Here is a 14,799-nt window from a genome sequence, read left to right on the forward strand (position 1 = left end):
TGATCCCGATATATTGAGGCAAAATCGGATGTTTCCTGAGCGGTTTTCTAACCTTCCCGCTTATGCGTTCCCGCGTCTGCGCGCTCTGCTTGATGTGCATGAGCCGGGCGGTGAGGTGATGCATATGACGATCGGCGAACCCAAACACGCGTTTCCGGCGTGGGTGGGCGATGTGATTGCCGAAAACGTCGAAGGTTTCGGTAAATATCCTGCAAACGATGGCACACCAGAACTGCTGGGCGCGATTCGCGATTGGGTGCAGCGCCGCTATGGTGTTGGTCTGGATGAGAACCAGATCATGGCGCTCAACGGTACGCGCGAAGGGCTGTATAATGCCTGCATGGCGCTGGTGCCGGAGCAGAAGGGCGGCGGTCAGCCGGTGATCCTGCTGCCGAACCCGTTCTATCAGGTCTATATGATCGGCGCGATTTCGGTGGGGGCAGAACCGATGATGGTGCCTGCGACCGCTGAAACCGGCCATCTGCCCGATTACACCAGCCTTCCGCCCGAGGTGTTGAACCGGGTTGCTGCCGCTTACATCTGTTCGCCCGCTAACCCGCAGGGCGCTGTGGCCAGCCGTGACTATTGGGTGCAGCTGATCAAACTGGCCGAACAGTATGATTTCCGCATCTTCGCGGATGAATGCTATTCCGAGATTTACCGCAACACGCCCCCCGTTGGCGCCCTGCAAGTGGCGCAAGAGGTGGGTGCAGACCCAGAACGGGTGGTGATTTTTCATTCGCTGTCGAAACGGTCGAACCTGCCAGGCCTGCGCTCTGGCTTCGTGGCGGGTGGACCTGACAGCATCCAGCGTATCCGCCAGCTGCGTGCCTATTCCGGTGCGCCGCTGCCGCTGCCCCTACAGGCCGCCGCCGCGAAGGTTTGGGCGGATGAGGCGCATGTGGTGGAAAACCGCACGCTTTATCAGCAGAAGTTTGACATTGCCGACCGTATCCTTGGCGATCTGCCCGGATACCTTAGCCCAGAGGCAGGGTTCTTCCTGTGGCTGCCGGTTGAGGATGGCGAAGAGGCAGCGCTTAAACTGTGGAAAGAAACCGGTGTACGTGTTCTGCCCGGTGCCTATCTGGCACGGGATGTGAACGGCTTTAATCCGGGCAAAGGTTATATTCGGGTGGCTCTCGTCCATCCCAACAACGATGTGGAACGGGCGCTGACGGCGCTGCGCCACACACTCTACCAGTAAGGAAAGAGGGCAGCGATGGCATATCAGGCACGCGGACGCGATCCCCTATTCGGCAGCGACATGCAGGCCGCACTGGAAAAACGCGGCAAGGAACTGATCGGGATCGGGTTGATTCTGGTTGGGTTGCTTTTTGCGGCGATGATCTATTCGCATACGCCCGAAGATCCTTCCTTCCTGTCCGCCACTGACGCACCGGTGCAAAACTGGTTGGGCCGCCCGGGGGCGTCGTTGTCTGCCCTCTTGTCGGTGATTCTTGGCAATGGTGCCTGGGTTCTGCCGCTGACCATTCTTGCCTGGGGTGGTCGGTTGATGATGCATCATGGACTAGACCGTGCGCTGGGACGGCTGATTTTTCTGCCGATTCTGATTGCAGTTGCGTCTGTCTATGCGGCCACTTTGGTTCCCGGCGAAGGCTGGACCATGGGCTATGGTTTGGGGGGGCGTTTTGGCGACGCGATCCTTGGCTTTATTCTGACCATCGTACCGTTTTCGATGGGGTTCGCCCTGAAACTGATGTCCCTGTTGAGCGCGGGCGCGATGATCGCATTGGCGGTTTTCGTGCTGGGCTTCACCTTGCCAGAGGTAAAGCGCGCGGGCCGTTTCCTGATGATGGGATTGGTATTGTCCTATGCTGTTTTGCTGGCGTTGCTGGGCCGTGGTGCCAAGGGGGCATTGGGCGCGGCCCTGACCATGCAGGCGAACCGTGCTGAACGCCGCGCCGAGCGGGTGCGTCAGGCCGAAGAAGACGAATGGCAGGTCACGGACGAAGATGATTTCGATTTCATGACCGAAGAAGAGGCAGCCGCGCAGCACTACGCACCTGATCCTACGCCTGAGCCAGAGGCCAAGCCTAGTCTGTTGAAACGCATGCCCACTTTGATCCGTCGTGCGGAGCCAGTCGAAGATGTTGAAATGCCAGGTCCAGAACTGGTCCCACAGGGCATGGCACCAGATGTTGAAGCACCGGGCGAAGACCGCATCAAATCCAAGATTTCTGACGCGATCAAATCGCGTGTCCGTTCGAACCCTGCCGTTCAGGTAGAGGCGGTTGCACCGCTGACCAAGGGGCGTGGTCGTGGGCCGGATCCATTGGTTCTGAACACCGATCCTCATGCGCAGCCCGCGCAGGCGCATGGTTTGCGCGCAGAACCGCCGCTGACCGCTGGCGCGCGGGTTGAGCCGCCGCTATCTGCCGCGATGCCGTCTGCTGCGCCGATGGCCGCCGTGCCGCCAGTTGCTGCGCCGCATGTTGATCCTGCGCCGCACAACATCTTTGCCGAAGGTGTCCCGCATGAGGGCATGCCTGCGGAGGCGATGATGCAGGCCGCCCCGATGGCTACGCCTGAGTATCCCACCGCGCAGCCTGCCTATGTTGAAACGCCTGTTGCGTCTGAGATCCCTACCGAAGTTCCCGCGGCGATTGCGGAAATCGCAGCCTCCGTCGGGGAAGTGGTTGAAGATGCCCCGCAGGTTGCCGCACCTGAACCCGTTGCACCCGCGCCCCGCGCTATCCCGACGCCGGAGCCGCGCAAAGTGGTGCAGCCGCTCAACCGCAAACCGATCCAGCCTTCGACCCGTGCGAAGGCAGAGGCGCAGCCGGGCCTGCAGTTCGACGATAAAGCCCCCGCCTATGAATTGCCGCCTCTTGGCCTCTTGGCCAATCCGGCCGCGATCCAGCGTCATCATCTGAGTGATGAGGCGTTGGAAGAAAACGCGCGCATGCTGGAAAACGTATTGGATGACTACGGCGTGAAAGGTGAGATCGTCAGCGTTCGCCCCGGTCCTGTTGTCACCATGTACGAACTGGAACCGGCGCCTGGTCTGAAGGCGAGCCGTGTGATCGGCCTGGCAGATGACATCGCGCGGTCCATGTCGGCCCTGTCGGCGCGTGTGTCCACCGTGCCGGGGCGCAGCGTGATCGGTATCGAACTGCCCAATGAAAACCGCGAAAAAGTGGTGCTGCGTGAAATCCTTGCGGCGCGTGACTTTGGCGACGGCAATCAGAAGCTGCCGCTGGCACTGGGTAAGGACATTGGCGGTGACCCTGTGGTCGCCAATCTGGCCAAGATGCCCCACCTGTTGATTGCGGGGACCACCGGTTCCGGTAAATCGGTAGCGATTAACACCATGATCCTCAGCCTGCTGTACAAGCTGACGCCAGAGGAATGCCGCCTGATCATGATTGACCCGAAAATGCTGGAACTGTCGGTTTATGACGGCATCCCGCATCTGTTGTCGCCGGTTGTGACCGATCCGAAGAAGGCAGTTGTCGCGCTGAAATGGACTGTTGGCGAGATGGAAGATCGCTATCGCAAGATGTCCAAAATGGGTGTGCGTAACATCGACGGCTATAACAGCCGAGTCGAGGATGCGCTGGCCAAGGGCGAAACCTTTAGCCGTACCGTGCAGACCGGATTTGATGATGAAACCGGCGAACCCGTGTTCGAGACGGAGGAAATCACCCCCGTCAAAATGCCCTACATCGTCGTTATCGTCGATGAAATGGCTGACCTGATGATGGTCGCGGGGAAAGAGATTGAAGCCTGCATTCAGCGTCTGGCACAGATGGCGCGTGCGTCGGGTATTCACTTGATCATGGCCACGCAGCGTCCGTCGGTTGACGTGATCACCGGTACGATCAAGGCAAACTTCCCGACCCGTATCTCCTTCCAGGTGACGTCGAAAGTGGACAGCCGGACGATCCTTGGCGAAATGGGTGCGGAACAGCTGCTGGGTATGGGCGATATGCTCTACATGGCGGGCGGTGCGAAGATCACCCGTTGCCACGGCCCCTTCGTGAGTGACGAAGAGGTCGAGGAAATCGTTAACCATCTGAAATCCTACGGCCCGCCGGATTACATCGGCGGCGTGGTTGATGGCCCAGAGGATGACAAGGCCGATAATATCGACGCGGTACTGGGTCTGGGTGGGAACACCAACGGCGAAGATGCCCTGTATGATCAGGCGGTTGCGATTGTGGCGAAGGATCGGAAGTGTTCCACCTCCTACATCCAGCGGAAACTGGCGATCGGCTATAACAAAGCTGCCCGACTGGTGGAGCAGATGGAGGATGAAGGCGTCGTCTCAGCCGCTAACCATGTTGGCAAGCGCGAAGTTTTGGTCCCCGAAGTGGGCTAATCCAGCCAAGATTAAGAAAGCGGTCCATTTCCATGGGCCGCTTTTCGCCATTTGACATCTTTGTGAGACAGCCCCACCTGTTGCGGGGCCCAAAAGTGTTTAGGTTTATTGTTATGAAACGACTTTCTTCCTCTTTGGTGGCGGCTGCCACCCTGTGCTTGACGGCATTGCCCGCATTTGCGGAGCAAATACCGCTGAACCGCCTGTCTACATATTTGCAGGATCTGAAAACCGCGCAGGCCGCGTTCACCCAGATCAGTGATGATGGCACCATCATGACCGGACAGCTGATGCTGAAGCGGCCGTGGAAAATCAGGTTCGAGTATGATCAGGACGATACACTTGTTCTGGCCGAGGCCCGCGCGGTAGCTATTTTTGATCCACGTGGGAATCCGCAGCCGGAAACTTATCCGCTGGGCAAGACCCCGTTGAAGTTGATCCTGGATCGCAACATTGATCTGGGCCGCGCGAATATGGTTGTGGGACACAGCTACGATGGTACCTCGACTTCGGTGTTGGCACAGGATCCCGAACACCCCGAATATGGCACGATCGAATTGGTCTTCACTGACAATCCCGTTCAGCTGCGCCAGTGGGTTGTCCGTGATGAGGGCGGCAGCGCAACCACCGTTGTTCTGGGTGAACTGGACGGAACTGTGACCTTGTCCAACCGCCTGTTCGACATTGGCGAAGAGAAGCAACGCCGCAGCCGATAATCGATCCGGAATATTAAAAGCGCCGACATTTCTGTCGGCGCTTTTTTGTTGGCGGTTCTTTTATGCTGATTGTTTAGTAACGCGAGCAGCTGCGCAGCTGTGCCTGATACATGCTGGCGCGCTGGCCGACTTCGCTAGATACGCGCTGCAGCCACGGCTTGCGTTTGTAAGTGCCGCGGCGATAGCCCGTCTGGCCTTCGTGATAGGCAAGGTACTGGTGCTTGGCGTTGTTCAGCGCGATGCCGTTGCGATCGCGTGAATTGTTCATGTACCAGCCCATGAAATCAGCGGCGTCAAAGATGTTGTCGCGCCGTGCGCCATAGCTGCGCGTGGCGCGCTGGTATTCGGCCCAGGTGCCATCCAGCGCCTGACTGTAGCCATAGGCGGAACTGACGCGGCCCATTGGGATCACGCCCAGCACATAGCGATACGGCGTTCGGGCGTTGCCGATGAACTTGCTCTCTTGGTAGATCGTTGCCATCTGCACATGGGTCGGCACGCCCCAACGGCGTTCCGTCGCGCGGAAGGCGCGGGCGTATTTCGGGCGCTGACTGAGGATCGAACAGGCGTTGTCCAGATTGCGCGGGGCTGAATAATTGCCACCACCGCAAGACGCCAGAACCATCATCAGCACCATCAAGCGAAGGAGTCTGCTCATCTGCCTCGTGCTCACTATTTTTATTTTGAGGACAGCTTAACCCAAAGCGCTGCGCCTGCAAACGATGCAGTTGCTGCGGACGGTCACATTTCGCTTATTGGCGGCGGATTGCCCAGCCCCCGTGCGGGGGGGGGGGGATCAGATCAATAGGGCCAGCATGAGGGGCAGGGCGATGATCGACATGACGGTCGATACAACCACCAGACCCGCGACCGAGTCAGAATCAGCGCCATATTTTTCCGCCAGCAGGTAGGACGACACAGCCACAGGCGTGGCGATCTGGATGATCAGCACCGCTGCCGCCACTGGATCCAGCTGGAACGCCTGCGCAATGGCCCAAGCGATGCCGAAGCACAGCGCATATTTCACCGCCGAAATCCACGCAGCCTGCCCGATCTGCCCCGGTGACAGCCGCGCCACCGCAACGCCCAGCGTGATCAGCATCAACGGAATCGCCATTTGCCCGATCAGATCCAGCGTGTTGGTCAGAAACACTGGCGTTTCCCAACCCTGCCACAGGAACAGACCGCCCAGCAGAGTTGCCGCCACCAAGGGTTCGCGCAGAACCTTGCCAAAAGCACCTTCGCCCGCGACCAGCCACACCCCGAAGGTAAAGGACCACACGGCCATCACCGCAAAGACCACCACCGCGTAGCTCAACCCTACCTCACCAAAGGCAAACAGCGCCAAGGGCAGGCCAAGGTTGCCGGTGTTGCCGAAAATAACGGGGGGCAGATAGGTCTGGATGTCCAGTTTCGCGACCTTCACTAGCAGAAATCCCGCCACCGTCATTGCGCCATAGGCCGCGATCGCCGCAAGCGTCAGATCGGCCAGCGCCTGCGGTTCGATCTGGGTTTTCATCAAGGCGGTAAAGATCAGGCATGGGATTGCAAGGTTCATCGCCAGCTGGATCACAAAACGCAGCGGAAACTCCAGCCCTGCCTTGATCCAGATAAATCCGATGGCCGCCAGCAAGAACACGGGCGCTGTGATTTCCAGCACTGTCAGGACAAGGTTCACAGACTGTTTCCTCTCATTTTGGTGTCCAGCAATGGACAACCCCCCCAAGAAAGGTCTATCTCTGAGGTATGGGGGCCGCAAGTTGATGCTACGATCACGCGCAAAATATCATCTGGGACAGGTTGTCCGTCACAAAAAACACCCGTTCCGCGGTGTGGTTTTTGACGTCGATCCAGAGTTTAACAACACCGAGGAATGGTATCGCTCCATCCCCGAGGATAGCCGCCCACGTAAGGAACAGCCGTTTTATCACCTGCTCGCTGAAAACGAGCAGAGCTATTACGTCGCCTATGTGTCAGAGCAGAACCTTGTTGCTGACTATTCTGGTGAACCGGTCAGCCATCCCGACATTCCCGACCTTTTCGGCCCGTTTGAGGATGGGCATTATCCGCTGCACTTCTCGCTGAACTAAGTTTCTAGCCAGTACGACGTATAAGGCCCCGGATTTGGATCCGAGGCCTTTTTTGTTCGTGGTGAGCGGAGTTAATACCCCAGCGCACAGCCGTCCTTGCGCGGGTCTGATGCGCCGATCAGCAGATCATCCTCAATCCGAATGGCCTGTGCGCCACCAATTGGGCCTGCGGGCACCTCAACCTTATGGCCCAGATCGGTCAGTTCCTGACGGACCTCATCGCTATAGCCATGTTCGACCTTCATCACACCGGCGTCGGAAAAACAGCGTGGGGCATCAATGGCGGCCTGCGGGTCCATGCCGAAATCCACCATGTTAGAAACAAAGCGCGCATGCCCGTTCGGTTGATACGCGCCACCCATAACGCCAAAGGGCATCAAGACCTTGCCGTTCTGGCGCAGCATGCCGGGGATGATCGTGTGCATCGGGCGCTTGCCACCCGCCATTTCATTGGGGTGACCTTCCTCTAGGGTGAAGCCGGCGCCGCGGTTTTGCATCAGGATGCCAAACTTGTCCGAGGCGATCCCAGATCCGAACCCGTGGAAGATTGAATAGATCAGCGACACCGCCATGCGGTCGCGGTCCACCACGGTGATGTAAATGGTGTCCTTATGCACCGCCTCTGACAGGGCGGCGGGATCCGCCATGGCGCGTTTGGGGTCGATCAGTGCGGCCAGTTTGGCGGCCGTTTCCGGCGACAGCATGTGACCCAGCATATCGGTCATCGCCGCATCCGCGATAAAGCGGTTGCGGGCGTCATAGGCCAGTTTCGCGGCCTCAGCCTCAATATGCGCGCGGGCAGAGCCGAAGGGATCCATTCCCGCAATGTCGAAGTGTTTAAGGATATTCAGCATCAGGTTCGCCGTGGCACCCTGACCGTTTGGCGGGTGTTCGACCAGATCAACGCCTTTGTAATCACCGCTGACCGGATCGGTGTAATCGCAGCGGTTGGCAGCAAAATCCGCCGCCTCATGCACACCGCCCAGATCACGTAGGCAGGCGATCATATCTTCGGCGACTTCGCCTTCGTAAAATGCGCTGCGGCCATCACGCGCGATGCGGCGCAGCACCTCGGCCTGACCGGGCGCGGCAAAGCGTTGACCAACCTTCGGCACCTCGCCGTTGATCAGGTAGTGGCGGCGACCATGTCCCTGCAGGGTGGCGCCACTTTCGGCCCAGTCAAAGGCGACGCGCGGGGCAACCGGTACACCCTCATCTGCATAGCGGATGGCAGGCGCCAGCAGCGCGTCCAGTCCCAGTTTACCATGATCTTCGCTAAGCGTGCAGAAGGCATCGATGGCGCCTGGTACAGAAACAGCTTCTGGTCCGGTCAGGGGAACCGTAGTCAATCCGCGGTCCCGTAGAGCGCTGGCACTGGCAGCGTTTGGCGCGCGGCCAGATCCGTTTAGGGCTAGAATGTCATTTGATCCGGCAGGCGAAAACAACGCGAACAGATCGCCGCCGATACCTGTCATCTGGGGTTCGCAGATTCCAAGCAGCACCGCGCCTGCAATCGCTGCATCCATCGCGTTGCCGCCACGTTGCAGTATATCCACGGCTGCCTGTGCCGCTAGCGGATGCGACGTCGCGCATATCCCATTGCTAGCGTAGACAGCCGATCGACCCGGCTGATGAAAATTGCGCATCTCGCTTACCCCTTGCTCATCCTCAGGCAACGTAGGGGCAGTCTGGCAGATATCAAAGAGAAAGTTCCTCGATGCCGCACACTGGGTGGGGGCTGTAATGTTGCGGCATCGAGGCAAGCTATATCAGCTACAAGGCCCTGTATGGTGACGATTCTCGGCTGTTTTGCGGGGGAATTGTGACAATTGTTGGGCTGGTGGCGCCGGCCTGTTGTGGATGTGCGGCCAAAAGCCCGGTGATTTTTTGTTTTGAACAGTCGTTCAATTAATGCAGTATGCCAGCCAACAGGGCTGCAGTTTACTGCGTTGGCCACAGATGAGGAGGAATGCCAAATGAAAACCGTTGTGATTGCCGGGGCGGCTCGGACCCCGATGGGGGGATTTCAAGGGGTTTTTGATGGGGTGGAGGCTGCAACACTTGGTGGCGCTGCGATCCGCGCCGCACTATCGGATGCTGGTGCAACGTCCGTGGATGAGGTGTTGATGGGCTGCGTTCTGCCTGCCGGTCAGGGACAGGCACCGGCGCGTCAGGCTGGTTTTGCCGGTGGTCTGGGCGAAGAGGTGCCCGCCACAACACTGAACAAGATGTGCGGTTCGGGCATGAAGGCGACAATGATGGCTTTCGATCAGATAGCGCTGGGCCACGCCGATACGATGATCGCCGGCGGGATGGAGAGCATGTCAAACGCCCCCTATCTGGCACCCAAAATGCGCGCTGGTGCGCGGATTGGTCACCAGCAGATGCTGGATCACATGTTCCTTGATGGCCTGGAAGATGCCTATGACAAAGGCCGCCTGATGGGCACCTTCGCCGAAGACTGCGCTGAGGCGTTTCAGTTCACCCGTGAGGAACAGGATGAATATGCGCTCGGATCGCTCTCTAACGCGTTGGAGGCAGAGAAAACCGGGGCCTTTGAGGGTGAGATTGCACCGGTGACGCTGAAAACCCGTAAGGGTGAACTGGTTGTGACTGCGGATGAACAACCGGCCAAAGCACGGCCCGAAAAGATCCCTCAGCTGAAACCTGCATTCCGCAAGGATGGCACGGTGACCGCGGCAAACTCATCCTCTATTTCTGATGGTGCAGCGGCGCTTGTTGTGGCGTCGGCCGAAGCAGCAGAGGCAAAGGGCCTGCAAGTGCGCGCCCGCATTTTGGGCCATGCCAGCCATGCCCATGCGCCATCCCTTTTCCCGACTGCACCCGTGCCTGCAGCGCAGAAACTGCTGGACCGTCTGGGCTGGTCAGTGGACGACGTGGACCTGTGGGAAGTGAACGAAGCCTTTGCCGTGGTGCCCATGGCCTTCATGCGTGAAATGGGCATTGCGCGGGACAAGGTGAACGTGAACGGCGGCGCCTGCGCATTGGGCCACCCGATCGGTGCGTCTGGCGCACGTATTCTTGTTACCTTGTTGAACGCGATGGAAAAACGTGGTCTGAAACGCGGTGTTGCAGCGATCTGCATTGGCGGTGGCGAAGGCACCGCGATTGCAATCGAACGGGACTGACGCCTTTCCTGATGCAGGACAGGCCGTTTCAGGACAGGTCCTGCGTCAGAACATGTCAGGAGAATAAAGATGCGCGTAAATTACAGCGATCTGACCAAAAGCATTGCTGCCCTCGTAGAAGGCGAAACCGACGAGGTGGCGATCATGGCCACCCTTGCCTGTGAAGTGCATCACAGCGATGACCGGTTCAATTGGACCGGGTTTTACCGCGTGACAGCGCCCGAAATGTTGAAAATTGGGCCGTATCAGGGTGGTCATGGCTGTCTGGTGATCCCCTTCACCCGTGGTGTCTGCGGCGCAGCGGCGCGCACTGGCGAAGTGCAGCTGGTTGCGGATGTCGATGCGTTTCCGGGGCATATCGCCTGCGCCTCTTCCACGCGTTCGGAATTGGTGCTGCCCGTCTGGAATGGGGCGGGGCAGTTGATTGGGGTCTTTGATCTGGACAGTGATCTGCCGAATGCTTTCACGCAGGAAGACGCGGATCATTTGGCGGCAATCCTCAAGGATAGTTTCGCTCACTCAGCGCGTTGAACTCTTGAATTACTGTATGTGAATGCCCCGAACCTTCGCTGGTTCGGGGTATTTCGTATTTTTCAAACGCCTTTTACCAACCCCGCCCTTGTCAACGTGGGCGCGTCACCGCTAATAACTGTTACGTTATTACATAAGCAATGGGGTGCCCTATGAACGCCACACAGCCAAACGACGCGCGTCTGCCTGTTACAGTCCTGTCCGGATTTCTTGGTGCGGGGAAAACCACGCTGTTGAACCGTCTGTTAAACAACCGCACCGGGCTGCGCATTGCGGTGATTGTGAACGATATGTCAGAGGTGAACATCGACGCTGATCTGGTGCGCAGTGACAGCGGTAACCTTAGCCACACCGATGAAACGCTGGTCGAAATGTCGAACGGTTGCATCTGCTGCACCCTGCGCGAAGATCTGCTGATCGAGGTGCGGCAGTTGGCTGAACAGGGGCGCTTTGACTACCTGTTGATCGAATCCTCCGGCATCTCGGAGCCGATTCCCGTCGCCACCTCCTTCGCGTTTGAGGATGAAGAGGGGCGCAGCCTGTCACAGGTGGCGCGGCTGGATACGATGGCAACGGTGGTGGATGCGGTGAACCTGCTGCGGGACTTTTCCAGCCACGACTTTCTGGCGGATCGCGGCGAAACCGCCGGCGAAGATGATGATCGCACGCTAGTGCATCTGCTGACCGATCAGATCGAATTTGCCGATGTCGTCGTCCTGAACAAGGTCAGCGCTGCAGGTCCAGATAAAACACAGGCCGCCCGTCGGATCATTCGCAGCCTCAACGGTGATGCGCGGATTATCGAGGCGGATTATTCCGAGGTCGACCCGCAGGCCCTGCTGAACACCGGTCTTTTTGATTTCGACCGCGCCTATCAGCATCCCCAATGGGCGAAGGAGCTATATGGCCATGCCGATCATGTGCCAGAGACCGAGGAATACGGCGTTGCATCCTACGTCTACCGCGCCCACGCGCCCTTTGATCCGGCCAAAATTCATACGGTTCTGAACGGCCCGTTGCCCGGTGTGATCCGCGCCAAGGGGCATATGTGGTTGGTCACGCGGCCAATGTTTGTGGCGGAATATTCGATGGCTGGGGCGCTGTCGACTGTGGGGCCGATCGGTACGTGGTGGGCATCGGTGCCGCAGGAGCGTTGGCCGGATCATTCGGGCCTACAGGAGTATATGCAGCAACATTGGCGCGAACCGTTCGGGGATCGGCGGCAAGAGCTGGTCTTCATCGGGGCCGGTATCGACTGGCCTGCATTGCGGGCGGAACTGGACGCCTGCCTGTGCGGTGCGGCGACGGCTGACACGTTGGATCAGTTCGCCGATCTGCCCGACCCCTTCCCCCTGTGGCGCCACCCGACACGCAACGCGGAGGTCGCAGAATGAGGGGCACGCGCCGCACCACAAAATCCAAAAACAATCTGGGCCAGACCGGCCTGTCGCGACGCGCACGGCGTGGTGATCCGATGCGGGATTTCGACACCCTGCCCGCGCCATTGAGGGCGTGGGTGCGCGAGGCGGTTCTGCCGTGGTCGCCCCAGTCGTGTCGCCGGATCTGGACCCGCGCTATTGCCAAAGGTGCCAGCGAGGCAGAGGCGCTGGCCCGTCTGGATCGTGCCGAAGCTGCGACGCTGGCGCGCGCACAAACAGCGCGAGTCTGATTGTTGTTTCAAAACAGCCCAAAAACATGTATGGCCGCGCTATCTGAGACGTTGTGCCCGGACCCTGGCACTCGGACATGAAGATAATGGGGTCGGCGGCAATGGGGCCGCCATTTACACAAGGCAGCATCGGGATACGCCTGATCCGCTGCCAACTAGGATACGCATATGCTTGACGTAACGACCAAATCGATGCAGTGGGGCGAAGAGACCCTCACTCTGGAAACGGGCAAGGTAGCCCGTCAGGCCGACGGCACCGTCATCGCCACTCTGGGCGAGACCTCCGTAATGGCCAACGTGACCTTCGCAAAGGCACCGAAACCCGGTCAGGATTTCTTCCCGCTGACCGTACACTATCAGGAAAAATACTACGCTGCGGGTAAAATCCCCGGTGGTTTCTTCAAGCGTGAAGCACGCCCGACCGAAAAAGAGACCCTGACCGCGCGTCTGATCGACCGTCCGATCCGCCCGCTGTTCGTTCCCGGCTTCAAGAACGAAGTTCTGGTGATGTGCACCGTGCTGTCGCACGATCTGGTGAACGATCCCGACGTTGTTGCAATGATCGCCGCCTCCGCCGCGCTGACCATTTCCGGCGCGCCGTTCCGTGGCCCGATCGCTGGTGCCCGCGTTGGTTACGAGGATGGCGAATACATCCTGAACCCGACCGTGGACGACATGGACCAGCTGCGCAACAACCCCGATCAGCGCCTTGATCTGGTTGTGGCCGGCACCAAAGACGCCGTAATGATGGTAGAATCGGAAGCCTACGAGCTGTCCGAGGCAGAAATGCTGGGCGCGGTAAACTTCGCCCATGAGCAGATCCAGCCGGTTATCGACCTGATCATCGATCTGGCCGAAGAAGCCGCGAAAGAGCCGTTTGAATTTGTCGCACCCGACTATTCGGACCTGTACGAAGTGGTGAAAGCCGCTGGTGAAGAGCAGATGCGTGCCGCATACGCCATCACCGACAAGCAGGAACGTGTTGCCGCTGTTGGCGCCGCCCGCGAAGCAATCATCGCCGGTCTGACCGAAGAGCAGCAGGAAGACGCGAACCTCGGTTCCGCGCTGAAGAAGCTGGAATCGGTTGTCCTGCGTGGTTCGGTTGTCAAAGAAGGTAAGCGTATCGACGGTCGTGCACTGGATCAGATCCGTCCGATCGTTGCTGAAACCGGCATGCTGCCGCGGACCCACGGTTCGGCCCTGTTCACCCGCGGCGAAACCCAAGGTCTGGTTGTGACCACCCTGGGCACCGGCGACGACGAACAGATCATCGACGCACTGCACGGCAACTACCGTTCGAACTTCATGCTGCACTACAACTTCCCGCCCTACTCGGTTGGTGAAGTGGGCCGCGTTGGTTCCCCCGGTCGTCGTGAGATCGGCCACGGTAAACTGGCATGGCGTGCGCTGCAGGCTGTTCTGCCCGCCGCAACCGATTTCCCCTACACCGTCCGCGTTGTCTCCGAGATCACCGAATCGAACGGTTCGTCCTCGATGGCGTCGGTCTGTGGTGGCTCGCTGTCCATGATGGACGCAGGTGTTCCGCTGAAATCGGCCGTTGCCGGTGTGGCCATGGGTCTGGTTCTGGAAGAAGACGGTTCCTACGCGATCCTGTCCGACATTCTGGGCGACGAAGATCACCTGGGCGACATGGACTTCAAAGTGGCAGGTACCGAAAACGGCATCACCTCGCTGCAGATGGACATCAAGGTTGCAGGCATCACGCCTGAGATCATGGAAAAAGCTCTGGCACAGGCCAAAGACGGCCGGATGCACATCCTGGGCGAGATGAACAAGGCGCTGTCCGGCACCTCTGACTTCTCGGTCCACGCACCGCGCATCGAAACCATGCAGATCCCCACCGACAAGATCCGCGAAGTGATCGGTTCTGGCGGTAAGGTGATCCGCGAGATCGTTGAAACCTCGGGCGCCAAAGTCGACATCAACGACGACGGCATCATCAAGATCGCTTCGCCCGATGGTGAGTGCATCAAGAAGGCCTATGAGATGATCCACTCGATCGTCGCAGAGCCCGAAGAAGGTGCGATCTACAAAGGTAAAGTTGTGAAGATCGTCGACTTCGGCGCCTTCGTGAACTTCTTTGGCAAGCGTGACGGTCTGGTGCACGTGTCGCAAATCGAAAACCGCCGCCTGAACCACCCCTCCGACGTCCTGAAAGAGGGCCAAGAGGTATGGGTCAAGCTGCTGGGCTTTGATGACCGCGGCAAGGTGCGCCTGTCGATGAAAGTTGTCGATCAGGAAACCGGCGAAGAAGCCAAGAAAGAAGACGCTGAGTAATCCA

The 14,799-nt window shown here is 58.9% G+C and carries 12 protein-coding genes; 9 read left to right on the top strand and 3 right to left on the bottom strand.

All coding sequences use genetic code 11. The features are described 5' to 3' along the window. Positions 1–28: 28 nt before the first annotated feature. The 3 genes from TM5383_RS11655 to TM5383_RS11665 all read left to right on the top strand — a co-directional run bounded on the left by TM5383_RS11655 (position 29) and on the right by TM5383_RS11665 (position 5,058). Positions 29–1,204: an aminotransferase class I/II-fold pyridoxal phosphate-dependent enzyme gene (locus tag TM5383_RS11655; RefSeq protein ID WP_058319214.1), complete on the top strand. Its 1,176-nt coding sequence runs from the start codon at positions 29–31 to the stop codon at positions 1,202–1,204. Positions 1,205–1,219: 15 nt separating this feature from the next. Continuing rightward, a complete protein-coding gene (locus TM5383_RS11660) occupies positions 1,220–4,342 on the top strand; it encodes a DNA translocase FtsK (RefSeq protein WP_058319215.1) in 3,123 nt (1,040 codons plus the stop codon). 113 nt (positions 4,343–4,455) lie between these two features. Continuing rightward, a complete protein-coding gene (locus TM5383_RS11665; RefSeq protein WP_058319216.1) occupies positions 4,456–5,058 on the top strand; it encodes a LolA family protein in 603 nt (200 codons plus the stop codon). Between the two features lie 73 nt (positions 5,059–5,131). Here TM5383_RS11665 and TM5383_RS11670 read toward each other — a convergent pair whose 3' ends face one another. Beyond that, positions 5,132–5,716: a transglycosylase SLT domain-containing protein gene (locus tag TM5383_RS11670; RefSeq protein WP_058319217.1), complete on the bottom strand. Its 585-nt coding sequence runs from the start codon at positions 5,714–5,716 to the stop codon at positions 5,132–5,134. 138 nt (positions 5,717–5,854) lie between these two features. Then, a complete protein-coding gene (locus TM5383_RS11675; RefSeq protein WP_058319218.1) occupies positions 5,855–6,736 on the bottom strand; it encodes an AEC family transporter in 882 nt (293 codons plus the stop codon). Between the two features lie 85 nt (positions 6,737–6,821). On the opposite strand from TM5383_RS11675, the gene hspQ reads away from it, so the two are divergent. Next, complete coding sequence (gene hspQ / locus TM5383_RS11680) at positions 6,822–7,148, top strand: heat shock protein HspQ (RefSeq protein WP_058319219.1); 327 nt, start codon at positions 6,822–6,824, stop codon at positions 7,146–7,148. A 71-nt stretch (positions 7,149–7,219) separates the two neighbouring features. Here hspQ and TM5383_RS11685 read toward each other — a convergent pair whose 3' ends face one another. Continuing rightward, positions 7,220–8,794, bottom strand: a complete 1,575-nt coding sequence (locus TM5383_RS11685) for a gamma-glutamyltransferase family protein (RefSeq protein ID WP_058319220.1) — start codon at positions 8,792–8,794, stop codon at positions 7,220–7,222. A 330-nt stretch (positions 8,795–9,124) separates the two neighbouring features. Here TM5383_RS11685 and TM5383_RS11690 point away from each other — a divergent pair, with 330 nt between their 5' ends. The 5 genes from TM5383_RS11690 (at position 9,125) to pnp (ending at position 14,795) form a co-directional block, all read left to right on the top strand. Then, a complete protein-coding gene (locus TM5383_RS11690; protein WP_058319221.1) occupies positions 9,125–10,297 on the top strand; it encodes a thiolase family protein in 1,173 nt (390 codons plus the stop codon). A 69-nt stretch (positions 10,298–10,366) separates the two neighbouring features. After that, complete coding sequence (msrC, locus tag TM5383_RS11695) at positions 10,367–10,828, top strand: free L-methionine (R)-S-oxide reductase MsrC (RefSeq protein WP_058319222.1); 462 nt, start codon at positions 10,367–10,369, stop codon at positions 10,826–10,828. A 152-nt stretch (positions 10,829–10,980) separates the two neighbouring features. Beyond that, positions 10,981–12,222: a GTP-binding protein gene (locus TM5383_RS11700; RefSeq protein WP_058319223.1), complete on the top strand. Its 1,242-nt coding sequence runs from the start codon at positions 10,981–10,983 to the stop codon at positions 12,220–12,222. Next, positions 12,219–12,497 (top strand): DUF6525 family protein, encoded by a 279-nt coding sequence (locus TM5383_RS11705; RefSeq protein ID WP_058319224.1) that lies wholly within the window; start codon positions 12,219–12,221, stop codon positions 12,495–12,497. Before TM5383_RS11700 ends, TM5383_RS11705 begins: the two co-directional genes overlap by 4 nt. Before the next feature lie 168 nt (positions 12,498–12,665). Further along, complete coding sequence (gene pnp / locus TM5383_RS11710; protein WP_058319225.1) at positions 12,666–14,795, top strand: polyribonucleotide nucleotidyltransferase; 2,130 nt, start codon at positions 12,666–12,668, stop codon at positions 14,793–14,795. Positions 14,796–14,799: the final 4 nt, after the last annotated feature.

It is taken from the genome of Thalassovita mediterranea, from assembly GCF_001458435.1.
Classification (GTDB): domain Bacteria; phylum Pseudomonadota; class Alphaproteobacteria; order Rhodobacterales; family Rhodobacteraceae; genus Thalassobius; species Thalassobius mediterraneus.